The organism is Arthrobacter sp. MDT2-16 (genome assembly GCF_054510925.1).
The window spans coordinates 127,268-151,753 of the sequence record NZ_JBTNDP010000002.1 but is presented as its reverse complement, the minus strand read 5'-3'; the positions used below and the strand labels follow the sequence as shown (position 1 = coordinate 151,753).

Genomic DNA, 24,486 nt, shown 5'->3' with positions numbered 1-24,486 from the left:
GCATCCGGCGTCTGGGCGGACCATCCCGGCGCGGGGCGTGCTTCCGCCGATGCCGCCGCGGCCGGCCCGCCGGGACGGCCGGCAGGACGTCCGCTGCTAGACGGTGTCCAGGGATGAGGCGGTGTCGGCGGTGGCTTCGACGGCGGCTTTGCGGGCGGCGTTGCGGCGGGCGCGGCGTTTGTCGTTGAGCAGGCACAGACCGATGGCGACGAAGAACAGCAGCAGCAGCGGGACGGCGAGGTAGAACATGCTCAGCGCGTCCCCGCCGGGGGCGGCCATCGCGGCGAACAGGCACACGAGGAACACGGTGATCCGCCATGCCTTGAGGATCTGCTTGCCGGAGACCAGGCCCACCATGTTCAGGCCCACCAGGACCACGGGTAGCAGGAACGCGATGCCGAAGGCCAGCATGAGCCGCAGGACGAACGTGAAGTACACCGAGACGCTGATGTAGTTGGAGAAGTCCTCGGGGGTGAATTCGGTCAGGACCCGGACCGCGTTGGGCAGGATCAGCCACGCCAAGGCGATGCCTGCCAGGAACAGGGGGAACGCGACGGCGATGAACGCCAGCGCGATGCGGCGTTCCTTGGTCTTGAGCCCGGGGGTGATGAACGCCCACAGCTGGTACAGCCAGACCGGGCTGGAGATGACCAGGCCCAGGAACACGGAGACCTGGATGAGCAGGTCGAACGGGGAGGCGGCGCTGTCGAAGTTCAGCGATGCCGTCCTGCCGTCCTGGGCGTTGATCGCGATGATGGGCGCCGCCAGCGCCCGCAGGACCGGCTCGTAGATGAAGAACCCGGCGACCGTCGCGAGGAGAACCGCGATCGAGGACTTGAACAGCCGGTTGCGTGCCTCGCGCAGGTGTTCCTTCAGGGCCATGCGCCCCTCGGGGTTGGCCTTGCGCCCGCGCGGGCGGGCCTTTGCTGGTGACACGGGGACGTTCCGGGCCTACTGGCTGGTGGAGGAGGTACTGCCGTGCTGCGGACCGCCCGCGGGGTACTGCCCGTCGGCGCGTCCCTCAGCGTGTCCCTGGTTCCGGGCCTCGCCCGGGTAGGGCGCCTGCCGGCCGGGCTGACCGGGCTGACCGGGCTGACCGGGCTGACCGTACGGTTGGCCCTGGTGCTCGCCCTGGTGCTGGCCGGGCTGGTAGGTGGGGGTGTAGGTCTGCGGTGCCGGGTTGGTGACGACACGGCCCTCGACGGGGTCCGTGCCCGGGTCGTTGTTCTCGTCCTTCATCTGCTTCACCTCGGACTTGAAGATCCGCAGGGACTGGCCCACGCTGCGCGCCAGACCAGGCAGCTTCGGAGCGCCGAACAGAACGATCGCAAGAACGATGATGATGACGATGTGCCAGCCTTCGAGCCTCATGCCCAATTCCTCTCGTTGATCCCCCTCCAGTTTAGGTCACAGGTGGGGCATGTCCTGCAGGAGCTGGGGCTGGCCGCGCCCGGCGCGCTTGACGATCCGGCGGCTGCGCCGGTCGTCGATCCGACGGAGCCGTGCGAGATCGCGGGCGGCCCGGACATCCTCGGGCCTCGAGAACACGGCGGGGACGGGGATCCCGGGGACGCCGCGGGTGGGAGGCGCACCGGCGTCGTCAGACGGGACGTTAACCTCGAGGCGGTCCATCGCTTCCCCGAATTCACCGAGAGTTCGCATTCCGCGGCGGAAGACGCGGAAGCCGACCACCACCAGGAAGATCACGCTGACGGCCACCAGCGCAACCCACAGCACGATCCACATCCACCAGAGCATGGCTTCAGTCTAGGCCAGGGCCTGGTGCGCGCGGGCGGCCTCGAGCCAGCGGAGGGTCTCCTCGCGCAGTTCGTCCGGTGCCACGACGGCCGCGGACCCGCCGAGGCCGGCGACGAGGCCGGGGATCCACGCACTCGAGGCGACCTTCAGTCGGGCAGCGAGCCGGTCCTCGCCGAGTTCCTGCACGGCGTCCGCGTTGTACTGGGCTGCGATCCAACGGGCCCGGGGCTCCAGCAGGAGCGTGACGGCCTGATCGGTGGTGCCGGAACGGTAGGGCAGGGCGGCCTGCCGGTCCCGGGCGAGGGACTCCTCGTCCACGAGCGCGGTGGCGGGCTGGTCCGTGAGCGTGGCGGTCTGGATGCGGTCGAGCCGGAAGTTGCGCAGGCCGTCGGAGTCCACGCTCCATGCCTCCAGGTACCAGGTGTCCTGGTGCAGGAAGATCCGGATGGGCTCGACCAGACGGTGCGTGATCTCGTCGCGCGTCGGCACGAAGTAATCGACTGCCACCCGCACCCGGGAGTGCAGGGCTGCCTGCAGCACCTCGAGCGTCGGGTCGATGTCGTCCTCCGTCAGCTTGGTGGCCACGGCGGTGCCGATGCGGGCGGCGTCCCCCGTGGCGGCCGTCAGCTTCGTCTGGGCGCTGACGATCGCCTCGTTGTTCCTCATGCCGGGCAGCTCCCGCAGGGCCTGCAGCCCGACGATCAGGGAGCATGCCTCGTCCATGCTCAGCTTCACGGGCTCCGCGAGGTCGCGCGCGTTCGTCAGGTAGATCCGGCCGTCCTCGATGTTCACGTCCATCAGGCCGTCGGGGTAGTGCCGCGGGCCGCTCACGAACAGCAGGTCCAGGTCCTTGGTCAGCTGGCTCTCACTGATGTCGAACTTGGCCGCCGTCTCCTCCACCTCGGCCCCGGGGTGCGCGAGGAGGTACGGCACGAGGTCGAGCAGGCGCAGCAGGTGGTCCTGCGCGGAGGACTTCCGCCGCGGCGCCTGCCGCACCCCCTTGGGGAACTCGAGCCCGCGCGGCGCCGCCACCGCGGCGTCGTACGCGCCCTCCAGAAGCCGTCCGACCTCCGCTGCCAGCTCCTGCGGATCCTCGACGCGGGCGTTGACCCCCAGTCCGGCCACGGTCGCCGCCATGGGGCTCGACGCCGCGTACGGCACGCGCAGGATGTCCCACTCCTCCCCCGTCTGGAGGACCTCCGTCTCCTTGCGGACCCTGAGGACCTGGCAGGAGCCGGGCCGGACGGCGACGACGGCGACACGGTCGGGCTCCCTGCGGGACAGGGAGGAGAGCGTCTGGTTCATGTCGAAGGACGCAGGTACCTCGAAGGTGCCCTCCAGCACCACGGGCTCGCCGGTCATCCGGGAGAGCCGGAAGAAGCGCTCGGCCTGGCGGGTGGTGTCGTAGCCCACCACGTACCAGTGGCCGAAGCGGGCCCCCATGCCCCACGGGTGCACGGTCCTCAGCTCCTCGCGGCCCGTGCTGGCGGCCCGGTACGGGAAGCGCAGGGGTGCGCGGGAGGTGAGCGCCTGCCAGACGATGTCCCAATAGGGGGCGTCCGTGGTGATCCGGGGCTGGATGAGGGGCGTGAGCTCGATCCCGCCGTCGGTACTCCGCGAGCTCAGCTTCCTCAGGGCACGGGAGGCCGCGGAGTCGAGGGAGCCCTGGTCCCAGACGCCCGCGGCCAGGTTCAGCACGGCGTATTCCTCGGGCTGGAACGTGACGCCGCCCAGACGGTAGTCCTCGGCGCTGATGCGGTACCGCTGCACCGTGTTGTCGTTGTCGAACAGGGTGTCCTCGCTGAAGGACTCCAGCGGGATGCCCTGCTCGCGCAGCGCCGCCTTGTCCCGGTCGAAGAGCTTCTCGCGGGCCGCTGCGGACGTCGCCTCGCGGTACAGGTCGATCTCCTCGAACAACTCCTCCTTCGTGAATCCGCGGCGGCTCGAGAGGAGCATGATCACGAGGGTGAGGAGGCGTTCGGTACGTTTTGCGGACACGGGGAAACCCTACCTTCACTGGAAGCGGCAGGAGGGACGCAGGCCAACCGGGGTTGACCTGCGTCCCTCCTGGACGGTGCTGCTGGGCGATCCTGCTCGACGGTGCTGCTCGGACCGCCGGGTCGAACGCCCGGGCCGCGGCGGCTAGCGGACCGCGAGCAGGTCCACGACGAAGATGAGCGCCTCGTTCGGTCCGATGGCCGACCCGGCACCGCTCGGCCCGTAGGCCAGGTGCGACGGGATCTCGAGGCGGCGTCGCCCGCCGACCTTCATGCCGAGCAGGCCCTGGTCCCAACCCTGGATGACCTGGCCCACGCCGACGCGGAAATCGAGCGGGGCTCCGCGGTTCCAGGAGGCGTCGAACTCCTCGCCCGTCGAGAATGCGACCCCTACATAGTGCGTGGAGACGGTGTTGCCGGCCTTCGCCTCGTCACCGGTTCCCTCGATGATGTCCTCGATGACGAGGTCGGTGGGTACCGCGTGGTCGGGGAAGTCGATCTCGGGCTTCTGCCGGTCGAAGCTGCGCTGTCCGAAGGACATGGTTTTCCTTTCGTCGGAGGATGGGGATACGGAAGGGAGGGAACGTACGTCTGGGACGGCCCGGACTACTGGGCGGCTTCCCTGCCGGTGATCTCGACGTAGAACACGAGCGTGCCGGAAGGCTGGCCCTGGGTCGCGTTGGGGTAGGCCCACGGCTCGGGGATGACGAGCAGGACCTTGGAGCCGACCTTCTGGCCGGTGAGGCCCTTCGTCCAGCCGGTGATGACGCCGGTCAGAGGGAAGGTCGCGGGCTCGCCGCGGTCGAAGCTCGAGTCGAACTTCTCGCCGTCGTAGGTCCAGCCGGTGTAGTTCGCCGTGATGGTGTCGGCCTCGGCGAGCACCTCGCCGTCGCCCTCCTCGAGCACCTTCACGACGAGGTCGTCGGAGGGCTCGTTCTCGGGGATGGTGACTTCGGGGGCTCCGTTCTCACCGAAGGTGAAGGTGGGCAGCCGGCCCTCGTCGTCGAGCTTCTTGACGTCCTCGGGAGAGAGGACCGCGGGCTCGGGCGGGGGCTGCTCGGAGGAGATGACCTTGAGCACGAGGATCTGCTTCGGGTTCTCGGGTGCACCCTCGGGCGCACCCTCCGGGGCCTCGGGGGCGGGGGCGGCGAAGGCGACCTGCGAGCCGACCTTCGTGCCGATGAGGACCTCGTAGAGTTCGGGGAACTGGCCCTTGAAGCTCTCGTCCATGGGGAGCACCTGGGGCTCACCCTGGCTGTACGTGTCCCCGAGGACGGCGCCGTCCTCGGCGTTGAGCGCCACGAGCTGCACGCGGATCTGCTCGCCCTCGTTGATCTCGGCTCCTTCGCCCTCGGCCACCGTCTTGGCGGCTGCGGCGCTGGTGTCCAGCGGCGACTCGAACTCGACCGTCGGTGCTTCCTCGTCGGACCCGCCGCTCACCTTGACCGTGTCGAAGATCTCGGCGGCGCCCGCCGATTTCCCCGTCGAGGTACCGCCGCATGCTGTCAGCAACAGCAGCAGGGGAAGGAGGATCGCTAGTACTTTTCGCACAGAACCACTTTCAGATCGATGTTCAGGTCACGCCGCCCGCGGACCAAAGGCCCCGACCAGCCTAACGGCTCGGGCTGGGCGCTTTCTCCTCCGGACCCGCTGTTGACGGCCGATCACCCGTCGCGGTGCTGCGTGCGCGGCATCACAGTTGCTGCAGGAGTGCCTCGACGCGCTCGTCGACGGAGGTGAACGGGTCCTTGCAGAGGATGGTCTGCTGTGCGCGGTCGTTGAGCTTCAGGTGCACCCAGTCCACCGTGTAGTCGCGGTTGGCCTCCTTCGCCCGGCGGACGAATTCGCCGCGGAGCCTGGCACGCGTGGTCTGCGGCGGCACGTCCACCGCCTCCTTGACGGCGGTGTCGTCCACCACCCGGGCGGTCTCCCCGTGGGACTGGAGCAGGAAGAACAGGCCGCGGGACCGCGAGATGTCGTGATATGTGAGATCGAGCTGGGCCGCCCTGGCGGAGTCGAGGTCCTCCCCCGAGCGCTCCAGGTAGCGGTCTATCAGCTTCTTCTTGATCGCCCAGTCCACCTCCCTGTCGATGCGGCCGGTGTCACCCGTCTCCACGGCGTCGAGCACCCGCTCCCACAGGTCCAGGATGGCCGGCACGTGCTGATTGTGCGCGCCGTGCCGGTCCACGAACCCCGTCAGGCGGTCCAGGTACTCCCGCTGCATCTCCAGCGCGGTCATGTGCCGGCCGTTCGCGAGCTTCAGCAGGTGCCGGCCCGTAAGGTCGTGGGAGATCTCGCGGATGCTCCGGATGGGGTTCTCCAGCCGGAAGTCGCGCATCATCTCCCCTGCCTCGACCATGCGCAGCAGCAGGTCGACGGAGCCGACCTTGAGCAGCATCGTGGTCTCGGACATGTTCGAGTCGCCGGCGATCACGTGGAGGCGGCGGTAGTGCTCGGCGTCGGCATGCGGTTCGTCGCGCGTGTTGATGATCGGGCGGGAGCGGGTCGTGGCCGAGGAGATACCCTCCCACAGGTGGTCCGCGCGCTGCGAGAACGCGTAGAGGGAACCGGTCTGCGTCTTCAGGACCTTGCCGGCACCGACGAGCAGCTGCCGCGTCACGAGGAACGGGATGAGGATGTCCGCGAGCCGTGCGAACTCCAGCTTGCGCGGGATGAGGTAGTTCTCGTGGCTGCCGTAGGAGTTGCCCGCGGAATCGGTGTTGTTCTTGAAGAGGTATATCTTGCCGTCGTAACCCTCCTGCGCCAGCTTGCGCTGCGCCTCGGAGACGAGGTCCTCCAGGATCAGTTCGCCGGCGCGGTCGTGGGCGACGAGCTGGGCGAGGTCGTCGCACTCCGCGGTGGCGTACTCGGGGTGGGAGCCGACGTCGAGGTAGAGGCGTGACCCGTTGGTGAGGAAGACGTTGGAGGACCGGCCCCAGCTGACGACCTTGCGGAAGAGGTACCGGGCCACCTCCTCGGGAGACAGCGGACGCGAGTTGGGGCCCGAGTAGGAGATCCCGAACTCGGTCTCGACCCCGAAGATCCGCCGGTCCATCAGGTGTCCTGTCCGTCCTGCGCCAGGAGGGCCTCGAGATCGGGGCCCCCGATGCGGCGGAAGGCGCGGCGGGTCCCCCGCAGCGTGTCGGGGTCGCGTTCGAGGAAGGCGACCTCGAGGACGGTCGGATCGAGGGGCTGGACTGTGTCCGCCGGTGTGCCGGGCGACGCGGCGTCGTTCCGCAGGGCACGCGCGGCGGCGCGGACGGCGTCGGTGAGGCCGAGATCGGTGGACCAGGCACCGCGCAGGGCCTCGATGACGACGTCGGCGGCACCGCCCATGACCACGAAGCCCGACTCGTCGGCGATGGAGCCGTCGAACGTCAGCCGGTAGAGGTGGTCGGCCTCCTGGGTGCGGCCCACCTCGGCCACCACGAGTTCCACCTCGAAGGGCTTGCTCTCGGCGGTGAACACGGCGCCCAGGCTCTGTGCGTAGACGCTGGCGAGCCCCCGGGCCGTGACGTCCTCCCGGGCGTAGGAGTAGCCGCGCACGTCCGCGTAGCGCACCCCCGCCTGCCGGAGGCTCTCGAACTCGTTGTACTTGCCGACGGCTGCGAAGGCGATGCGATCGTAGATCTCGCCCAGCTTGTGCAGCGAGGGTGAGGGATTCTCGGCTACGAGGGCGATGCCGTCGTAGCAGCTCATCACCACCACCGACCTGCCCCGCCCGATGCCCTTCCGCGCAAAATCCGCGCGGTCCTTCATCAGCTGCTCGGGGGACACGTAGAACTGCTGGGTCACCGCTAGGCCTCCCTGCCGGCCGCGGAGCGGGCATCGATGACCGAGCGCGAGGCGGCCTCGAGGTCGCGCTCCGGGATGCGACGGGCACCTGCCGCGTCGACGACGTAGATCACGGGCCACAGCGAGCGCACGGCGTCAGGTCCGCCCGTCGCGGAGTCGTCGTCCGCGGCGTCGTAGAGGGCCTCCACGGCGACGCGCACCGCCGACGCCTCGTCCAGGCGCGGGTTCCACAGCTTCTTGAGCGCTCCCCGGGCGAAGACCGACCCGGAGCCGATCGAGTGGTGCTCGTGCTCCTCGTACCGTCCGCCCGTCACGTCGAAGGAGAACAGCCGTCCGGTGTGGCGGTCGGCGTCGAACCCGGCGAAGAGCGGGACGACGGCGAGTCCCTGCATGGCCATCGGGAGGTTCTGCCGGACCATCGCGGCGAGCCGGTTGGCCTTGCCGTCGAGGCTCATCATGGTCGCCTCGATCTTCTCGTAGTGCTCGAGCTCCACCTGGAACAGGCGGGCGAGGTCCACCCCGATCCCGGCGCTGCCGGCGATGCCGAGGACGGAGTAGTGGTCGGCGCGGAAGACCTTCTCGATGTGGCGGCTCGCGATGACGTTGCCCATCGTGGCGCGCCGGTCACCGGCCATGAGGACCCCGCCGGGGAAGCTCAGGGAGACGATCGTGGTGGCGTGAGGGGCCAGGTGGGCGGCGTCCGCCGCCGGGCTCACCGGACCGAGCGTCCGGTTGGACGGCAGCAGTGCGGGGTGGTGCACACCGAGATAGTCGGCGAACGAGGTCGAGGCGGCGCGGGGAACCGTTGCTGCTGCTTCGTCCGGGAGCATCCGCTACTGGCCGCCCTTCTGCACGAATCCACGCACGAACTCCTCCGCGTTGGACTCGAGGACGCCGTCGATCTCGTCGAGGAGGTCGTCCACGCCCTGGGTCTGCGTGGAGTCCTGGGCCGCGGGGGCGGCGGGGCCGGGCTCGGGGATCTCCTCCTCCACCTCGGAGGCCGATCCGCTGGTGTTCCTGCGGTCCTGCGTAGCCATTGGGCTCCCCTTCCGTGCATGCGTGATCCGTTGTGGGATCAGGTTCCTATGGTGCCACGCGGCGATCGGGGCCGCTCAACAATCGTGCGAGGAAATCCTCTGCGTCGGCTGCTACGTCGAACAATTCGGCCGTCAGCGCCGCCGTTCCCCGCAACGGCTCGCGGGTCTGGACACGCTGCAGCCTGCGCTCCCCCGCGAGTTCGAAGATCAGCGAGTCCCAGCTCGCGCCCACCACTGCCGCCGGGAACTCGGCGATGCAGCGGCCCCGGAAGTAGGCCCGCGTGTCCCGCGGCGGCTCGACGGCAGCGCGGGCCACGTCGCCGGGTGACACCAGCAGGTCGACGTCGTTGCGGCGTGCGAGGCGCTGGTAGATCCCCTTCTCCGGGCGCAGGTCCGCGTACTGCAGGTCGATCAGGGCCAGGCGGGGATCGGTCCAGGCGAGGCCGTCCCGCGCCCGGTACGCCTCCAGCACCTTCAGCTTGGCGATCCAGTCCACCTGGCGCGCGGCGTCCATCGGATCGCGGCGCAGCGTCGCCAGGAGTGACTGCCAGCGGTCGACGACGTCGCGCGTCTGCTCGTCGGCATCCGCGGGCAGGGCGGCGAGGACCGCCTCGCAGTACAGCTCCTGCAGGTCGAGACCGGTCAGGTCCCGGCCGTCGGTCAGGCGCACCGTGGCCCGCAGCGTCGGGTCATGGCTGATGGTGCGCAGCGCCTCCACCGGGTCCGCGAGGACCGGGACCGGTGCGAGGCCCTGCTCGATCAGCGAGAGCACCAGGGAGGTCGTCCCCACCTTCAGGTAGTTCGACACCTCGTTGAGGTTCGCGTCGCCGATGATGACGTGGAGCCGCCGGTACTTCTCGGCGACGGCATGCGGCTCGTCCCGCGTGTTGATGATGGGACGCCGCACCGTGGTCTCGAGGCCGATCTCGTTCTCGAAGAAGTCCGCCCGCTGGCTCACCTGGAATCCGGGCGCCTGGTTGAGCGGACCGAGGCCCACGCGCCCGGCCCCGCAGATGATCTGGCGGGAGACGAAGAAGGGGATGAGCGCTTCGGCGAGCTTCGTGAAGGGGACGCTGCGGGGTACGAGGTAGTTCTCGTGGGCCCCGTAGGACACGCTCTTGCTGTCGGTGTTGTTCTTGTACAGGATGACGGGCGAGAAGCCGGGCATGGTCCCGATGCGCTGCATGGCGGTGACTGCGACGTGGTCGCCCGCCCGGTCCCACAGGACCGCGTCGAGGGGGTTGGACACCTCCGGCGAGGAGTACTCGGGGTGGGCATGGTCGACATAGAGCCTCGCCCCGTTGTTGAGCACCAGGTTCATGAGCACGGCGGCGTCGACGGGCTCTCCGCGTTCGAGCGCGATCTGCTCGGCGGTCAGCTCGGCGGACTCGTCGGTCAGCTGGCTCGGGTGCGCGGCGGCGCGATCCATCCGGAAGCCGCGCGCGTCCGTCAGCGGGGTCTCGTCCGTGTAGTCCCACCGCGTCCCGGCGAGATTGCCGAGCCCCTCGCGCAGGGTCGCCGCGTACGCGTTGACCACCTGCGAGGACAGCAGCGTCGGATTCGCGGACGGTAGGGCGGGGGCGATGATCCCGTACTCGGTCTCGGTCCCCATGACCCGGTGGACGGAGATCCCCTCACCCACCCGGGGCAGCGTGTCCTCGGGCCCGGTCCCTCGTCCCCCGGTTCCGATCACAGATACTGGCCCGTATTCGCCGTCGTCTCGATGGACTTGCCGGGTTCCTGGCCGGCCTTGCCCTGCACGATGGTCCTGATGTAGGTGATGCGCTCGCCCTTCTTGCCGGAGATGCGCGCCCAGTCGTCGGGGTTCGTGGTGTTCGGCATGTCCTCGTGCTCCCGGAACTCGTCCACCACGGCCCGCATGAGGTGCTCGATGCGCAGGCCCTTGCTGCCGTCGAGGAGGAGGTCCTTGATGGCGTACTTCTTGGCGCGGTCCACCACGTTCTGGATCACGGCGCCGGAGTTGAAGTCCTTGAAGTACAGCATCTCGGTGTCCCCGTTGGCGTAGGTCACCTCGAGGTACTCGTTGGACTTGTCCGTCGAGTACATCTTCTCCACAGTGCGGCGGATCATCTCGGAGATGGTGGTCTGCGGATCATGCCCGTTCTCCGCGAGGTCGTCGGCATGCAGCGGCAGGTCGGCGGTGATGTACTTGGCGAAGATCTCGGCGGCGCCCTCGGCGTCGGGCCGCTGGATCTTGATCTTCACGTCCAGGCGGCCCGGCCGCAGGATCGCCGGATCGATCATGTCCTCGCGGTTCGAGGCGCCGATGACGATCACGTTCTCGAGCTTCTCCACGCCGTCGATCTCGCTCAGGAGCTGGGGCACGATGGTGGTCTCGACGTCGGAGGACACTCCTGTGCCTCGGGTGCGGAACAGCGAGTCCATCTCGTCGAAGAACACCACCACGGGGCTGCCGTCCGAGGCCTTCTCGCGGGCCCTGGCGAAGATGAGCCGGATGTGGCGCTCGGTCTCGCCCACGTACTTGTCCAGCAGTTCCGGGCCCTTGATGTTCAGGAAGTAGCTCCGGATCTGCTCCACGCCGGCCCGCTCCGCGGCGCGCGCGGCGAGGGAGTTGGCGACGGCTTTCGCGATGAGGGTCTTGCCGCACCCGGGAGGCCCGTAGAGCAGGATCCCCTTGGGCGGCTTGAGGCCGTGCTCCCGGTAGAGGTCCGGGTGCAGGAAGGGCAGCTCGACCGCGTCGCGGATCTGCTCGATCTGGGGGCCGAGCCCGCCGATGTCGCCGTAGGCGATGTCCGGGACCTCCTCGAGCACGAGGTTCTCCACCTCGCTGCGCGGCACCTTCTCGAGACCGTAGCCGGACTTCGTGTCGACGGCGAGCGCGTCTCCCACCCGGATCCGCTCGGCCCGCAACGGCCCGCTGAGCCTGATGACGCGTTCGTCGTCGGTGCGGCCCACCACGAGGGCACGATCGGCGCCCAGGAGCTCCTTGACCGTGACGATCTCTCCGGCCCGCTCGTAGCCGAGCGCCGCGACGACGGTGAGGGACTCGTTGAGCAGCACCTCCTGGCCCGGGGCGAGCTGGCGGACGTTGATCAGGGGGCTGACGGTGACGCGGAGCTTCCGCCCCGACTGCAGGATGTCCGCCGTGTCCTGCACGGTCGCCTCGGTGGTGGTCCCCGGTTCCGAGGGCCGCTTCGGGTTCACCTGCATCACGGTGGCGAAGCTGAAGGGTGCCGCGCCCTCCTTCTCGAGGGCGGCCTTGAGCCGTACGATCTCCGTGCGGGCGGACTCGAGGGCCGAGACGAGCCTGCCGTTGTTCTGCGTGGCCGCGGCCAGCTGGCGGTCGATCGACCGCAGCTTGTCCCGCACCACGTTCAGCTGGCGCTGGGCGACGGAGTGCTCGGCGGAGGGGCCGGCCGCAGGCGGGAGGGGCCCCCGCTGGTCAGCGCCGGGAGGGTAGTCGTCGGGTTCCGCCATGTCGGTTCGCCACCTCACGTTCGAACTTTCAGCTGTCTTTCGACCTTAGCGCAGAGCCGCCTCCGCAGTGCGGCCTGTTCTGTCCGGTGTGGACCGCACAGGCTTGATGTGCAGTCGACACCGCTGGGTCAACGTGCGGCCCCGCCCACACGATCCACCGGCGGCGCCACCTACTCGACGGAGCCGCCGTCGGCGATCGCGTCGCGCCGGGCCTGGGCCTCCTCCGGGGGGAGGGAGCCGCGCTGGATGGTCGACGCCGCATCGCGTGCGACCCGTCGGAGGCGCTTGTCGGACACGTCGCGCTCCCCCACGGCCTGGGGGGTCCAGGCGTTGAGGTCCTCCTCGCTGAACCCGGTCTTGGACGGCCGGCGCTTGGGCGTGAAACCCGTGGCGCCGGGGGCCAGCCGACGGGTGGTGATGAGGAACCCGGTGTGGGCGACCATGCGGTGGTCGGGCCGGACGGCGAGGCCCTCGAGGTGCCAGCCGCGCACCATGGACTCCCAGCCCTCCGGCTCGGTGAAGCGCCCGTCGGCCCGGATGGCCTCGGCGGTGCGGGAGAGCTGGGTGACGGTGGCGACGTAGCTGATCCACACACCGCCGGGGGCGAGGACCGTGGCGACGGCGTCCAGGCACTCCCACGGAGCGAGCATGTCGAGCACCACGCGGTCCACCGCGCCGGGTTCCTCCTGCTCCAGCACCTGCTCCTGGAAGTCGCCGAGCGTGATCTGCCATGCAGGGTGGGGGCCGCCGAAGATCGTCTCCACGTTGCCGCGCGCGATGTCGGCGAACTCCTCGCGCCGCTCGAACGAGTGGAGGGAACCGGCGTCGCCGACGGCCCGCAGGAGCGAGATGGACAGGGCGCCCGAGCCGACGCCGGCCTCGACCACGCGCGCCCCGGGGAAGATGTCCGCCATCGTCACGATCTGGCCCGCGTCCTTGGGGTAGACCACGGCGGCACCGCGGGGCATCGAGAGCACGAAGTCCGACAGGAGGGGCCGCAGCGCCTGGTAGAGCTGCCCTGTGGTGTTCTCGAGGATGGTCCCCTCGGTGGCGCCGATCAGGGCGTCGTGCTGCAGGAAGCCCTTGTGGGTGTGGAAGGCGCCGCCGGGTGTCAGGGTGATGGTGTTCATGCGGCCCTTCTCGTCGGTCAGCTGCACCCGCTCCCCGGCTCGGAAGGGCCCGCGCCGCGCGTGCGCGCCATGCGGGGTCGGGGAGGCGTGGGGCTGTGGAGGGGTGCTCATGGGAGTCCTTCGGCGTGGGCCGGCGGAACCGGCGTGGGTGAACGGGTGCTGGCGGTGGACGGGAGATGGAAGGAGCGGACGGGGCGGACCGGTGGGTGGGCGCCGGTCAGGGGCCGGGAGTGCCCTTGCCCGTGATGGCGTGCACGACGGTCCGCTGGTGGAGCACTCCGGTCACCGTGCCCTGACGGTTGATCACGGCGTACTCGCTGCCCTCGAGGCGTGCGAGGAACTGGACCAGTTCCTGCCCCTCCGCCCACTCGGGGACGTAGGCGCCGGCCGCGAGGCGCCGGGCGGCGGCGTCGACCGGCGTCGTTCCCGCCGCCTCGTCGGGGACGGCGAGCAGGGCGGCCTCGTCGACCACCGCTTCCGGGGTCCCGGAGGGAGCTGTGACGACGACGGCGACACCGGGGTTCTCGCGCAGCATGCGGCGCGCGACGGCGATGCTCGTGCCCGCCGGCAGGCCGAGGGCGCGCTGCTGGAGCCTGCCGGCACTGATCTCCGGAAGGCGCTGGCGCATCCGGGCGTTCTCGATGGCGGCGCTCGCGCCCATCCACAGGAAGGCGCCCATCACGACGGTGATGACGATCAGGGTCAGGTCCGCCTGCTGCCCGCGGACCAGTGGAAGGCCCACCACGACGCCGAGGAAGAGGATGACGATGATGCGTCCGGCCCAGCCCGCGGCGACGGTGCCCCTCTCCTGGCTTCCGGTCGCCTTCCACACCGCGCTCTCGACGAGGCGGCCGCCGTCCAGCGGGAGGCCGGGCAGGACGTTGAAGAGGGCCACGAGCAGATTGGCCCAGACGAGGATGGTGGTCAGCAGGTAGGAGACGGACCCGGGCGTCATGGCCCGCAGGAGGGCCCAGCCGAGGCCCGCGAGGACGAAGTTCGCGGCCGGCCCGGCGAGGGCCACGAGGAGCGAGCGCCCGGGTGAGGCGTTGAAGCTCGCGAACTGGGTGTGGCCGCCCCACAGGTTGAGCACGATCCGGGTGGTGGGCCAGCCGAAGGCGCGCGCCGTGAGGGCGTGCGCGAGTTCGTGCAGGAGCACCGAGGCGGCGAGGAGCAGCGCGTAGCCGAGGGCGACGCCGTACGCGCCCGCTCCGAGCCCTGGGAAATTGGCCGCCACGCGCGGGCCGAACACCAGCACGATGAAGGCCGTGATGACGAACCAGGACCAGGCCAGGACCACGGGGATCCCGGCGATGCGGCCCAGGGACAGGCCGGGGCTCGGCTCGGGCCTGGCCGCCTGCTGGCCGCTGCTCATGCGTCCTCACGAATCCCGCGGGCATCACCGTTTCCGGCGTCCCGGGGCAGGAGTGCCGCGAGATCGGCCGGGGTCCGCCCGGCGAGCGTCTCCCAGTCGGTGCGGCGGTCGTCGGCCGGGAGCGGCACGAAGTGCGGGACGGCGAGCGTGACCAGGCCGGCCGCCAGCGCGGAGGTCACACCGGGCAGGGAGTCCTCGACAGCCACGACGCGGTCCTTGCGCAGGCCCGGGTGGTCCGCCGCGAGCAGGTCGAAGCCCAGCTGGTAGGCCTCCGGGTCGGGCTTGCCGGCGCTCACGCGGTCCCCCGTCACCAGGTGGCTGAAGGTGCCCTCCGGCAGCCGGGCCGCCACCGCGCTCGCGAGGAGCGTCTCGGACATGGTGACCATCGCGCAGGGGACCCCCTCCTCGCGCAGCGCGGCGAGCAGCTCCCGCGCCCCGGGCCGCCAGGGGACCGCTGCCCGGACCTCGGCTGCGACCCGCTCCGTCAGGTGCCCGATGATCTCCCGGATCCCGAGCTCCACACCCGCCTGCTGGAGCTGTCCGGCGGAGTACTCGAGCGCCTGGCCCACGAGGGCCGTGGCCTGCTCGGTGGTCCAGGTGCCGCCGAAGGACTCGACCAGTTCCTTCTCGGCCCTGATCCAGTACGGCTCCGTGTCGACGATCGTCCCGTCCATGTCCCAGAGGACCGCCTGCAGGCCGCGGAGGGTCCCGCTGCCTGCCTCGTGGAGGTCGTCGGATCGGGTGCCGGACAGCGTCTGGACGGTGCCTGTGGGGTGGTTGGCCATGCCTCCAAGTCTACGGTGGGGCCCCGGCGGACCCGCACGTCAGCTCTGCGCGTAGTGCCGGAAGCACGCCTGACATGGCTGCGCGCCGGGGTTTAGGGTGAGAGCGTGGACAGCTTCGAAGAGAATCAGCCGAACGGCATACAGGACCTTTTCCAGGATGCCGGCGAGCCCGAGCGACGGACCACGATCCTGCTCGCGGCCTTCGAGGGCTGGAACGACGCCGGGGAGGCGGCGAGCGACGCCCTGAAGTACATGGGGCGGTTCTTCGGCAGCGAACGGATCTCCACCATCGACGCCGACGAGTTCTACGACTTCCAGTTCACGCGCCCGATGATCAAGCGGAACTCCTCGGGGCAGCGCCGCATCAAGTGGCCCAACACCCGCATCAGCAAGACGGTGGTGCCGGACTCGAACGTGGACCTGATCCTCGTCAACGGCGTCGAGCCCTCCTACAAGTGGCGTGCCTACACGGCAGAGCTGGTCGCGCTGGCCAAGGAGCTCAGCGTCGACTGCATCGTCCTGGTCGGGGCGCTGCTGGCGGACGTCCCCCACTCGCGTCCCATCCCCGTGACCGTCACCTCGGACGACGACCTCGTGCGCGAGAGCCTGGACGTGGAGCCGTCCACCTACGAGGGGCCGATCGGGATCGTGGGCGTGCTGGCGGAGATGGGACTGCTCGCGGACATCCCCACCCTGTCGCTGTGGGCCGCCGTACCGCACTATGTGGGCCAGTCACCGTCCCCGAAGGCGCAGCTCGCCCTGCTGAACAAGCTCGAGGAGATCCTGCAGGTCACGGTGGACACGCACATGCTGACGGAGGAGTCGGAGGCCTGGGAGCGCGGCGTGGACGAACTGGCCACGGAGGATCCGGAGGTCGCGGCCTACGTGCGGCAGCTCGAGGAAGCCAAGGACACGGTGGACCTGCCCGAGGCGAGCGGCGAATCGATAGCCCGCGAGTTCGAGCGCTACCTCAAGAAGCGGCGCCGCGAGCAGTAGCCGGGAGGTACCCGCAGTAGGTGCGGGCACCGGGTGGCCTGCGGGCAGACCGGAGGAGCGCCGCACCGACGTGCGGGAACGGGGCCGGGACGGCTAGAGCCGGACGCCGAGCAGGGCGTCGAGGACGTCGGCCAGCGCCTGCCGGCCGGCGGCGTCCCCGGCACCGCCCCTGAGGCCCGCTGCCCACGCGTCCACGGCCGCCACGGCCGACGGCGCGTCGAGGTCGTCCGCCAGGTGTTCACGGATCCGCTCACGCACGACGTCGACATCGGCCCGCGTGGCATCGTCGGCGGCCTCCCGCCACGCGGCGAGGCGGCCCACGGCCTCCTCCAGCACCCGGTCCGTCCAGGACCAGTCCGCTCGGTAGTGGTGGGCCAGGAGGGCCAGACGGATCGCCGCGGGATCGACGCCGTCCCGGCGCAGTCGGGACACCAGGACCAGGTTCCCCCGGGACTTGCTCATCTTCTCGCCCTCGAACCCGACCATGCCGGCGTGGGCGTAGTGGCGGGCGAGGGGCGTGCCGCCGGCGGCCCACGCGTGCGATGCGCTCATCTCGTGGTGCGGGAACACGAGATCCGAGCCGCCGCCCTGCACGGTGAAGGGCGAGGGCAGGAAGCGCCGGGCGATCACGGCGCACTCGATGTGCCAGCCGGGCCTTCCCTCGCCCAGCGACCCGCCGGGCCAGCGCGGCTCGCCCGCCCGCGCGCTGCGCCACAGCAGCGGATCGAGCGCGTTGCGCTTGCCCGGGCGCGCCGGGTCCCCGCCACGCTCCGCGGACAGCGCGAGCATGGTCCCGGCGTCGAGGTGGGAGACCTGCCCCAGGAACCAGCGGGCGTCGTCGTCCTCCCCGAGCGCGGCGCACGCGTCGAGGTCGAAGTAGATGTCGCCGTCGGGCTCGCCCTCCCTCCCGTGGACGGCATAGGCGAGGCCGCGCCCCACCAGGTCCTCGACGACGGGCACGATCCAGTCGATCGACTCGACGGCGCCGATGTACCGGTCGGGCGGCAGCACGTTGAGGGCTTCCATGTCCTCCCGGAACAGGGCGATCTGCCCGGCCGCGAGGTCCTGCCAGTCCACGCCTGTCGCGGTCGCGCGCTCGAGGAGGGGATCGTCGACGTCGGTCACGTTCTGGACATAGGACACCGTGGATCCGGCGTCCCGCCACGTCCGGTTCAGCAGGTCGAAGGCCACGTAGGTGGCCGCGTGCCCGAGGTGGGTGGCGTCGTAGGGGGTGATGCCGCAGACGTAGAGGCTACGCCCGGGCTCGGCCGCGAGCGGTGCCGGCTCCTGGAGGGCGGTGTCGAACAGGGTGATGTCCGACTGGGTGCCGTCGAGTTCTGGGACAGGAGTCGAGTTCCACGCAATCACACGTTCTACCTTACGGCCCGGCGTCAGGCGCTGATGACACCGAGGCCGAGCAGCACGTACAGCGCGAGACCGAGCAGGATCCGGTACCAGACGAAGAGTCCGTAACCGCGCGTCGTGACGAACTTCAGGAACCAGCCGATGATCGCGAAGCCCACGACGAAGGCCACCACGGTGGCCAGCGCCGTCTCCGGGAGGGCGTACGGGCCGGTCTCGTCGTAGCTCTTCACGAGCTGGAACACGCCGCTGCCGAAGACGGCCGGGATCGCGAGCAGGAAAGAGTAGCGGGCCGCGGCCTCGCGTGTGTAGCCCATGAGCAGGCCCGCCGTGATGGTCCCGCCCGAGCGCGACACGCCCGGGACGAGGGCCAGAGCCTGCGCCAGTCCGTACAGGATGCCGTGCCGGTACGTCAGGCTCGAGAGGTCACGCGTCTGCCGTCCCACGTGGTCGGCGACGGCCAGGATCAGCCCGAAGACGATCAGCATGGTGGCCACGATCCACATGCTGCGGAACGTGCTCTCGATCTGGTCCTGGAACAGGAGACCTAGCACCACGATCGGGACGCTGCCGAGGATGACGAGCCAGCCCATGCGCACATCCGGGTCGTTCCGCGGAACCGTGCCCCGCAGGGCGCCGAACCACGCCCTGACGATCCGGACGATGTCCCGCCAGAAGAACACGACGACGGCGGTCTCCGTACCGAGCTGCGTGATCGCTGTGAATGCCGCCCCCGGGTCCTGCGCGTTCGGCAGGAGCTCGCCCACGATGCGCAGGTGTGCGCTCGAGGAGATGGGCAGGAATTCGGTGAGGCCCTGGACGAATCCCAGGATGACTGCTTCTATCCAATGCACCCTTACGACCCTAAGCCATGCGGCGAGGGCCAGGCTTTAGGCTAGGCCTCATGCAACGGCGAAACGTGGGAGCGAGCGGCCTGACCGTCTCTGCGCTGGGACTGGGCACCATGAACTGGGGCCAGGAGGTGACCGAGGAGGCGGCCCGCGAGCAGCTCCGGCTGTTCACCGACGCCGGGGGCACCCTCGTCGAGACCGCGGCCCGCTACGGCGAGGGCCAGGCCGAGGCGATGCTCGGGTCCTTCATCGGCGACACCGTGGCACGCTCGGAGCTCGTCCTCGTGGTGCAGGGCGGTACCACCCGCTCGGGCAGCCGGCGCCTCGACAGTTCCAGGCGCGGCCTGCTCGACTCCCTGGATGCGTCCCTGTCACTGCTCGGCACGGACCACGTGGACGTGTGGCTCGCGCCCTCCCCCGATCCCGCGGTTCCACTGCAGGAGACCCTGAGCGCGCTCGGCGTGGCCTACTCGAGCGGCCGCGCTCGCTATGTGGGGGTCTCCAACTACTCCGGCTGGGAGTTCGCGCGGGCCGCGTCGACGGCGTCCTTCCCCCTCCTGGTCAACGACGTCGAGTACTCGCTCGTGAGCCGGGGCGCCGAACGCGAGGTCTTCCCGGCGGCCGAGGCCTGCGGCGCGGCGGTCCTGGCCTGGGGCCCCCTCGGCCGTGGGGTCCTCACCGGCAAGTACCGCGGCAGGATCCCCGCGGAGTCACGCGCCGCGTCCGAGGTGTGGTCGCCCTACGTCGAGCCCTACCTCTCCGGGAAACCCCAGCGGGTCACGGAGGCTCTGTGCACCGCGTCCCGGGGCCTTGACCTGCAGCCGCACGAGCTCGCGCTGCGCTGGCTCCTGCACCGGCCCGGCGTCGCCGCGGCGATCATCGGCGCGCGGACCCCGCAGCAGCTCAAGGAGATCCTGGAGACCAGCGGCGCACCCGTCGCCGGGCCCATCGCGGAGGTGCTGGACGAGGTCTCGGCCCTGTCCTGATCCGTCGTGTCCCGACCGGCCCTCCCATGATCGGTCCGTCGCATCAGGGCCGCCCGCCCGTCGGTGCCGGACAGGGGAACCGGCCGCTCCGTGGTCAGTGCTCTATCTCGGCCTCGACGCGGTCCGACGCGAACCCGGTACCGTCACCGCCATCCTCGGCGTCGTCGGCATCGTCGTCGGCATCGTCGTCGGCATCCTCGAGGTCGTCGTCGTCCGCGAGGTCGGGATCGTCGTCGTCCGATTCCTCGTAGATCTCGAAGGGCGTCAGCTCGCCGAAGGCGTCGTAGAGTGCTTCCTCGTACACCTCGAACGCGTCCACGATGCCGAGGTACGCCGCTGCGACCGCGGGGTCCGTCTCGCGCCGGCGTGACGCCGACGCAGCGAGGTGTTCCTCGAGGGCCGTCACGAGCGACTGGAGCGCGACACGCGGATCTATGCTCATGGCTAGACGTTATCGGTAAAGTGATCCGAATTGGAGGGATATGCGAGAACATTTTCTGAACGCCACGGCCGTCCGGCAACGCGATTACGGGCGGCAATACGAGTATCTCGTCCTCACCGTCAACGCCGGTGAGCCCCTGCCCGCGGCACGGAAGCTACTGACCGAACACGCCGAGTACGGGAAGTGGGAACTGGAGCGCAGCTGCATCTACATGGGTGGCAGCAGGCGGTACTGGCTGCGACGCAAGGTGCTGCGGGTCGAGCGCACCGCCTAGCAACCGACGGGCGCCTGTCTCAGGTGGACGGCGGACCGAGCAGGGCCGTGGCCACGGTGGCGCGCGCCGACTCCTCCGTCGATGGGTGGAACTGACCGGCAAGGGCGTCGCGGTGCAGCCGCGCCACCTCGGACGACGCCGAGAAGCCCGAGCCACCGCCCACGTGCAGAGCCGCACCGGTCGCGGCGACCGCCGCGTCGACTGCGTGGGTCTTCAGCGTCACAAGCCGCGCGAACCACTGCGATCCGACGTCGGTCCGGGCGTCGAGGTCCTGCGTCACGCTGCGGAGCTCGGCCTCGGCTCCGGTCCGCCGCATGGCCGCGCCGGCCAGGAGGTTCCGGAGGACAGGGTCGTCGGCGAGCGGGCGGTCCGCGACCTGGCTCCGCCGCCGGGCCAGTGCAAGGGCTGCGAGGTCGAGCGCCCGATCCGCGATCCCGAGATAGACCGAGGCGATGAGGCTCTCGAAGGCGGCGAAGATCCCGAACACGAGGAGGTCCGCGTTCGGGCCGACCGGGATGCGCCGGAAGACGGCGCCGGCGGGCACGCGCACGTCGGACAGGCGGGTCGTGTGGGACTGCGTGGCGCGCATCCCGAGCGGGTTCCAGTCCTCGACGATCTCCACGCCGGGCGTCCCCCGCGGCACGAACGCGTGGAGGATCACGTCCTCGCCGTCCTGCCCCTCGAGCTTGCCGAAGATCCCGAGCCGGGTCCACACGGGCGAGAGGCTCGTGAAGACCTTCGTACCGGTGAAGCCGAAGCCGCCGTCAGGCAGGGACTCGACGCGCGTCAGCGAGTCGAACAGCACGGCGTCGTTGCCCGGTTCGGAGACGCCGAACGCGAAGATCTCGCCCTGCGCGGCGTCGTCGAGGACGAACCGCAGCGACGCGTCCCCCCGGTCGGCGAGGAGTCCCGCGACGGCCGTCCACACCAGGTGCATGTTGACCCCGAGGGCGGTCGCGGGAGCGGCAGAGGCCAGCCGCCGCTGTGCAGCTGCCGCCCCTCCCATCCCACCCGCATCGCCCGGCGGGGTGTCCACCAGCATCCGGAGGTACCCGGCGGACTCGAGTTCGGCGAAGTCCTCCGTGAAGAAGGTGTTGGCGTCGTCGTAACCGGCAGCCCGGGCGCGGAAGCGCTCGAGTAGCTCCGCGGTCAGGAGCGGGTCCGGGGTCGACGCCGTCACGGACGGTCCTCTCAGTAGGTGGTGAGGAGGCGGGAGAGCACCTTGGCGCCGAAACGCAGCGAGTCCGTCGGGACGCGCTCGTCGACGCCGTGGAACATGCCCGTGAAGTCGAGCTCGTCGGGCAGCTGCAGGGGCGCGAAGCCGTAGCCGGTGATGCCGAGGCGGCTCAGCGACTTGTTGTCCGTGCCGCCCGAGAGCGTGTAGGGCAGGACCTTCGCCCCGGGATCCTCGGCGTGCAGGGCGTCGATCATCGAGTCCACCAGGTTGCCCGCAAAGGGGACCTCGAGGGAGGTGTCCTTGTGCTCGTAGCTCACGTCTACACCCTCGCCCGCGAGGCCGCGGATGATCTCCAGGACCTGGTCCTGCTGGCCCGGCAGCGTCCGCACGTCGATGAGCGCCTCGGCGGTGCCGGGGATGACGTTGTGCTTGTACCCGCCCTTCAGGACCGTGGGGTTGGCAGTATTCTGCAGGGTCGCCCCGACGAAGCGCGCCACCGTACCCAGCTCCTTGAGGATGATGTCGGGGTTGTCGGGGTCGAACTCGACGCCCGTCAGCTCGGTGACGCCGTCGAGGAACTGGCGGGTGGTGGGGGTGAGTTCGATGGGCCAGGCGTGGTCGCCGATCCGGGTGACGGCGCGGGCCAGGGCGGTCACGGCGTTGTCGGTGTTGATCTGCGAACCGTGGCCCGCGCGGCCGTGCGCCACGAGCCGCAACCAGGAGATGCCCTTCTCCGCCGTCTGCAGGAGGTAGGTACGCTGGCCGCCGATCGTGGCCGAGAAGCCTCCCACCTCGGAGATGGCTTCCGTGGCTCCCTCGAAGACCTCAGGCTTGTTGTCCACGAGCCAGGAGGCGCCGTAGGCACCACCGGCTTCCTCGTCGGCGAAGAAGCCGAAGATCAGGTCGCGCTGCGGCCGGACGCCGTCGCGCTGCATGGAGCGCAGGACGGACAGGATCATGGCGTCCATGTCCTTCATGTCCACCGCACCGCGGCCCCAGATCAAGCCGTCCTTCTCCTCGCCGCCGAAGGGATCGACGGTCCAGTCCTCCTTCTGCGCCGGCACGACGTCGAGGTGTCCGTGCACCACGAGGGCGGGGAGGGAGGAGTTCGTGCCCTCCATGCGGGCGACGACGGAGGTGCGGCCCGGCGCCGATTCGAAGAGCTGCGCGGACAGGCCCACCTCCTCGATGAGTCCCGCCGTGTGCTCCGCGGCCTGCCGCTCCCCCGGCCCCACGTTGTCCCCGAAGTTCGAGGTGTCGATTCGGATCAGGTCCTGGCAGATCCTGACGACTTCATCTTCGGGTGGCATGCCCACGGGGTCCTCCTCGGTAGTGGTTGCCCTCCAGCCTACCGAGAGCCGGTGGACCGGAGGGTGCACACCGGGTCCCGGCGGGCGCGTCCTGTACGCCGGACCGTGCCCGGTGAGGACCTGTCCTTCCGGCCCCTACGGTCCCTCGGTGAACTCCTCGGTGATCTCACCGATGTACTGGATGGTGAGGACCGGCGAGTCCATCTCGTCGGTGCCGGCGACCAGCGCGACGTACAGGTGTTCGTCCTCGAAGCCCGAGGCCACGTAGTCGAAGCTCTTCCATGTCGGGTGCTCGGCGGCACCGTTCCAGGCGGGGTGCAGCAGCAGGTCCTCCCATTCGGACTCCGCCGGCAGGCCCTCCAGTCCGAGCGCCGCGACGACGGTGTGCTCCACGGCCACGGGGCAGAGGAAGTACCGGGCGGAGGCGTACGGGCTGATGTCGACCAGGGTGCCTTCGGCCAGTGCCTTCTGGCGCGCCGGGCCGGGGTGCTTCTCCGGGATCTCGTGGGTGAGCTGGTGTTTGAGCAGATCGACCTGCTCGGTGCTGGGCATCCCCTCCGGGTAGAGGTAGGGGTTCACGCGGGAGGCAGGGTCGTACGGCACGAACCAGGCAGGCTCCTCCGGCTGCCTGCCCTCCGGGGCCGGCTGGTAGGCGTCCTCCAGCACGGTGGTCTCCTCGAGCAGTCCGACCACCAGGCGGTCGAGGTTCACGGCACCGAGGTTCGCGCCGTACTCGGTATCGGCGTTCCGTACGCCCTTCTTGGCGAAGCAGTAGGCGGCGAGCTCGTGCGCGAAGGTGCGCGGATCCTCCCAGCCGAGCTCGAAGTCCGATGCCACCTCGGCCGCGACGACGGCGAAGCGCTGCATGAACCCGGCGGTGTAGTAGCGCCGGTACGCCGGGGGCAGGATGTCGACGACCCGCGCTCCCGCGGAGGTGACGTACTCCTGCGGGTCGCCGCCGGCGGCCTCGATCGTGCGCAGCGCGAAGATGTCGTCGAAGATCCCGCTCAGCACGATCGGGATGGACTGCCGCAGTGCGCCACGGAGCAGCTGCGCGAGCACCAGGTCCTTGAGCCGGGCTTCCGGGGGAGTCGTAGTTGGACGCCGGGAGCTGCCCCTCCTCGTCGAGCTGCATCCGTCCGATGCACGCGCCCTGCAGTTCCGGGCCGCCGAAGTAGCCGAGCAGGGTCAGGTGGACGCCCTCGAGCTTCCGGCCCTCGTTGATCAGATCGATCTGCCGGGGCGTGAGGTCATGCGGGTCGATCTCCGGTGCCACGCCACTCCTCGCTCGACGGTGGCGCCAGACTAGCAGCCTGGAGCCGCACACGCTGGGCGATTCGAGCTCATCTGTGCACCGGGGATAGTAGATGGTTCGTCGTCGGTCGCTTCTCCGTCCCCACAGACTTCACCATGAGTACCATCACTCCCGTTGAGGCACTTCGATCACTTCTGTTTCTGCCCGCCGAAGGATATGCTATGCGCCGGGCGTCGGGCCCACAGACCGAGGGAACCTCATGAGCAAGCCACTGAACCGGACGATGTCCGCTGCCGCCGTCGTCCTGATCGGAGGGCTAGCCCTCGGTATCCCTGCGGCGTCGGCCGAGGAGCCCACCGATAGCCGCACTCCCGCCCCGACTACACCTGGCGTGGTCCCGGATCCGCCGGTGCAGACACCTGGCCCGTCTGCCCCAGCCCCAGCCCCGACCCAACCCCCAGCCCCGACCCCACCCCCAGCCCCAGCCCCGACTCCGACTC

25 protein-coding genes are annotated in these 24,486 nt (G+C 70.1%); 4 read left to right on the top strand and 21 right to left on the bottom strand.

Annotated features, from left to right (window positions below):
- Positions 1-96: 96 nt before the first annotated feature.
- The 15 genes from tatC to ACX80N_RS05225 all read right to left on the bottom strand — a co-directional run bounded on the left by tatC (position 97) and on the right by ACX80N_RS05225 (position 15,333).
- The gene (gene tatC, locus ACX80N_RS05295) at positions 97-882 is read right to left on the bottom strand and encodes a twin-arginine translocase subunit TatC (protein WP_459338755.1); all 786 of its coding nucleotides are present in this window, start codon (positions 880-882) and stop codon (positions 97-99) included.
- Between the two features lie 69 nt (positions 883-951).
- Positions 952-1,371 carry a Sec-independent protein translocase subunit TatA gene (gene tatA / locus ACX80N_RS05290; RefSeq protein WP_459338578.1) on the bottom strand — a complete coding sequence of 140 codons (420 nt, stop codon included), beginning with the start codon at positions 1,369-1,371 and terminating at the stop codon, positions 952-954.
- A 36-nt stretch (positions 1,372-1,407) separates the two neighbouring features.
- A complete protein-coding gene (locus ACX80N_RS05285) occupies positions 1,408-1,758 on the bottom strand; it encodes a hypothetical protein (RefSeq protein ID WP_105030622.1) in 351 nt (116 codons plus the stop codon).
- Between the two features lie 9 nt (positions 1,759-1,767).
- Complete coding sequence (locus tag ACX80N_RS05280) at positions 1,768-3,756, bottom strand: helix-turn-helix transcriptional regulator (protein ID WP_459338577.1); 1,989 nt, start codon at positions 3,754-3,756, stop codon at positions 1,768-1,770.
- Between the two features lie 144 nt (positions 3,757-3,900).
- Positions 3,901-4,296, bottom strand: coding sequence for an FKBP-type peptidyl-prolyl cis-trans isomerase (locus ACX80N_RS05275; RefSeq protein WP_105030624.1), 396 nt, complete (start codon positions 4,294-4,296; stop codon positions 3,901-3,903).
- Between the two features lie 65 nt (positions 4,297-4,361).
- Positions 4,362-5,306 carry an FKBP-type peptidyl-prolyl cis-trans isomerase gene (locus tag ACX80N_RS05270; RefSeq protein ID WP_459338576.1) on the bottom strand — a complete coding sequence of 315 codons (945 nt, stop codon included), beginning with the start codon at positions 5,304-5,306 and terminating at the stop codon, positions 4,362-4,364.
- A 142-nt stretch (positions 5,307-5,448) separates the two neighbouring features.
- Positions 5,449-6,810, bottom strand: coding sequence for a Pup--protein ligase (pafA, locus tag ACX80N_RS05265; RefSeq protein ID WP_459338575.1), 1,362 nt, complete (start codon positions 6,808-6,810; stop codon positions 5,449-5,451).
- Complete coding sequence (gene prcA / locus ACX80N_RS05260) at positions 6,810-7,550, bottom strand: proteasome subunit alpha (protein ID WP_459338574.1); 741 nt, start codon at positions 7,548-7,550, stop codon at positions 6,810-6,812. Before prcA ends, pafA begins: the two co-directional genes overlap by 1 nt.
- A gap of 2 nt (positions 7,551-7,552) precedes the next feature.
- Positions 7,553-8,380 (bottom strand): proteasome subunit beta, encoded by an 828-nt coding sequence (gene prcB / locus ACX80N_RS05255; RefSeq protein ID WP_459338573.1) that lies wholly within the window; start codon positions 8,378-8,380, stop codon positions 7,553-7,555.
- Positions 8,381-8,383: 3 nt separating this feature from the next.
- Complete coding sequence (locus ACX80N_RS05250; protein ID WP_105030629.1) at positions 8,384-8,587, bottom strand: ubiquitin-like protein Pup; 204 nt, start codon at positions 8,585-8,587, stop codon at positions 8,384-8,386.
- A gap of 46 nt (positions 8,588-8,633) precedes the next feature.
- Positions 8,634-10,199 (bottom strand): depupylase/deamidase Dop, encoded by a 1,566-nt coding sequence (dop, locus tag ACX80N_RS05245; RefSeq protein ID WP_459338754.1) that lies wholly within the window; start codon positions 10,197-10,199, stop codon positions 8,634-8,636.
- Between the two features lie 77 nt (positions 10,200-10,276).
- Positions 10,277-12,046, bottom strand: a complete 1,770-nt coding sequence (arc, locus tag ACX80N_RS05240; protein WP_459338753.1) for a proteasome ATPase — start codon at positions 12,044-12,046, stop codon at positions 10,277-10,279.
- Positions 12,047-12,216: 170 nt separating this feature from the next.
- Positions 12,217-13,287 carry a tRNA (adenine-N1)-methyltransferase gene (locus tag ACX80N_RS05235; protein ID WP_105030631.1) on the bottom strand — a complete coding sequence of 357 codons (1,071 nt, stop codon included), beginning with the start codon at positions 13,285-13,287 and terminating at the stop codon, positions 12,217-12,219.
- Positions 13,288-13,393: 106 nt separating this feature from the next.
- Entirely contained in the window at positions 13,394-14,548 is a 1,155-nt protein-coding gene (locus ACX80N_RS05230; protein WP_459338572.1) for a site-2 protease family protein, read from the bottom strand.
- Entirely contained in the window at positions 14,545-15,333 is a 789-nt protein-coding gene (locus ACX80N_RS05225; RefSeq protein ID WP_459338571.1) for an HAD family hydrolase, read from the bottom strand. Before ACX80N_RS05225 ends, ACX80N_RS05230 begins: the two co-directional genes overlap by 4 nt.
- A 105-nt stretch (positions 15,334-15,438) precedes the next feature.
- Here ACX80N_RS05225 and ACX80N_RS05220 point away from each other — a divergent pair, with 105 nt between their 5' ends.
- On the top strand, positions 15,439-16,329 hold the full coding sequence (locus ACX80N_RS05220) for a PAC2 family protein (RefSeq protein WP_105030634.1): 891 nt from the start codon (positions 15,439-15,441) through the stop codon (positions 16,327-16,329).
- A 93-nt stretch (positions 16,330-16,422) separates the two neighbouring features.
- On the opposite strand, the gene mshC is transcribed toward ACX80N_RS05220, so the two are convergent.
- Entirely contained in the window at positions 16,423-17,697 is a 1,275-nt protein-coding gene (gene mshC, locus ACX80N_RS05215) for a cysteine--1-D-myo-inosityl 2-amino-2-deoxy-alpha-D-glucopyranoside ligase (protein ID WP_459338570.1), read from the bottom strand.
- Between the two features lie 23 nt (positions 17,698-17,720).
- Positions 17,721-18,545: an undecaprenyl-diphosphate phosphatase gene (locus tag ACX80N_RS05210; protein ID WP_459338569.1), complete on the bottom strand. Its 825-nt coding sequence runs from the start codon at positions 18,543-18,545 to the stop codon at positions 17,721-17,723.
- A gap of 50 nt (positions 18,546-18,595) precedes the next feature.
- On the opposite strand from ACX80N_RS05210, the gene ACX80N_RS05205 reads away from it, so the two are divergent.
- Positions 18,596-19,528: an aldo/keto reductase gene (locus ACX80N_RS05205; protein ID WP_105030637.1), complete on the top strand. Its 933-nt coding sequence runs from the start codon at positions 18,596-18,598 to the stop codon at positions 19,526-19,528.
- A gap of 94 nt (positions 19,529-19,622) precedes the next feature.
- On the opposite strand, the gene ACX80N_RS05200 is transcribed toward ACX80N_RS05205, so the two are convergent.
- The gene (locus tag ACX80N_RS05200) at positions 19,623-19,970 is read right to left on the bottom strand and encodes a hypothetical protein (RefSeq protein WP_459338568.1); all 348 of its coding nucleotides are present in this window, start codon (positions 19,968-19,970) and stop codon (positions 19,623-19,625) included.
- Between the two features lie 40 nt (positions 19,971-20,010).
- On the opposite strand from ACX80N_RS05200, the gene ACX80N_RS05195 reads away from it, so the two are divergent.
- Positions 20,011-20,244 (top strand): DUF5703 family protein, encoded by a 234-nt coding sequence (locus tag ACX80N_RS05195; RefSeq protein ID WP_105030639.1) that lies wholly within the window; start codon positions 20,011-20,013, stop codon positions 20,242-20,244.
- A 19-nt stretch (positions 20,245-20,263) separates the two neighbouring features.
- Here the strand turns inward: ACX80N_RS05195 and ACX80N_RS05190 are convergent, their stop codons facing one another.
- The 3 genes from ACX80N_RS05190 to ACX80N_RS05180 form a co-directional block, all read right to left on the bottom strand.
- Complete coding sequence (locus tag ACX80N_RS05190) at positions 20,264-21,424, bottom strand: acyl-CoA dehydrogenase family protein (protein ID WP_459338567.1); 1,161 nt, start codon at positions 21,422-21,424, stop codon at positions 20,264-20,266.
- Between the two features lie 11 nt (positions 21,425-21,435).
- Positions 21,436-22,731 carry a M20/M25/M40 family metallo-hydrolase gene (locus ACX80N_RS05185; RefSeq protein ID WP_459338752.1) on the bottom strand — a complete coding sequence of 432 codons (1,296 nt, stop codon included), beginning with the start codon at positions 22,729-22,731 and terminating at the stop codon, positions 21,436-21,438.
- Between the two features lie 135 nt (positions 22,732-22,866).
- Entirely contained in the window at positions 22,867-23,793 is a 927-nt protein-coding gene (locus ACX80N_RS05180) for a hypothetical protein (protein ID WP_459338566.1), read from the bottom strand.
- Between the two features lie 7 nt (positions 23,794-23,800).
- Between ACX80N_RS05180 and ACX80N_RS05175 the strand changes: the two genes are divergently transcribed.
- Complete coding sequence (locus ACX80N_RS05175; protein ID WP_459338565.1) at positions 23,801-24,040, top strand: hypothetical protein; 240 nt, start codon at positions 23,801-23,803, stop codon at positions 24,038-24,040.
- Positions 24,041-24,486: the final 446 nt, after the last annotated feature.

Coding starts and splice junctions, on each gene's coding strand:
- dop (WP_459338754.1), bottom strand. CDS start 10,199: ATGGGGACCGAGACCGAGTACGGGATCATCGCCCCCGCCCTACCGTCC.
- tatC (WP_459338755.1), bottom strand. CDS start 882: ATGGCCCTGAAGGAACACCTGCGCGAGGCACGCAACCGGCTGTTCAAG.
- ACX80N_RS05195 (WP_105030639.1), top strand. CDS start 20,011: ATGCGAGAACATTTTCTGAACGCCACGGCCGTCCGGCAACGCGATTAC.
- pafA (WP_459338575.1), bottom strand. CDS start 6,810: ATGGACCGGCGGATCTTCGGGGTCGAGACCGAGTTCGGGATCTCCTAC.
- ACX80N_RS05250 (WP_105030629.1), bottom strand. CDS start 8,587: ATGGCTACGCAGGACCGCAGGAACACCAGCGGATCGGCCTCCGAGGTG.
- ACX80N_RS05275 (WP_105030624.1), bottom strand. CDS start 4,296: ATGTCCTTCGGACAGCGCAGCTTCGACCGGCAGAAGCCCGAGATCGAC.
- arc (WP_459338753.1), bottom strand. CDS start 12,046: ATGGCGGAACCCGACGACTACCCTCCCGGCGCTGACCAGCGGGGGCCC.
- ACX80N_RS05235 (WP_105030631.1), bottom strand. CDS start 13,287: ATGAGCACCCCTCCACAGCCCCACGCCTCCCCGACCCCGCATGGCGCG.
- ACX80N_RS05185 (WP_459338752.1), bottom strand. CDS start 22,731: ATGCCACCCGAAGATGAAGTCGTCAGGATCTGCCAGGACCTGATCCGA.
- prcB (WP_459338573.1), bottom strand. CDS start 8,380: ATGCTCCCGGACGAAGCAGCAGCAACGGTTCCCCGCGCCGCCTCGACC.
- ACX80N_RS05230 (WP_459338572.1), bottom strand. CDS start 14,548: ATGAGCAGCGGCCAGCAGGCGGCCAGGCCCGAGCCGAGCCCCGGCCTG.
- ACX80N_RS05200 (WP_459338568.1), bottom strand. CDS start 19,970: ATGAGCATAGATCCGCGTGTCGCGCTCCAGTCGCTCGTGACGGCCCTC.
- tatA (WP_459338578.1), bottom strand. CDS start 1,371: ATGAGGCTCGAAGGCTGGCACATCGTCATCATCATCGTTCTTGCGATC.
- ACX80N_RS05225 (WP_459338571.1), bottom strand. CDS start 15,333: ATGGCCAACCACCCCACAGGCACCGTCCAGACGCTGTCCGGCACCCGA.
- ACX80N_RS05285 (WP_105030622.1), bottom strand. CDS start 1,758: ATGCTCTGGTGGATGTGGATCGTGCTGTGGGTTGCGCTGGTGGCCGTC.
- ACX80N_RS05205 (WP_105030637.1), top strand. CDS start 18,596: ATGCAACGGCGAAACGTGGGAGCGAGCGGCCTGACCGTCTCTGCGCTG.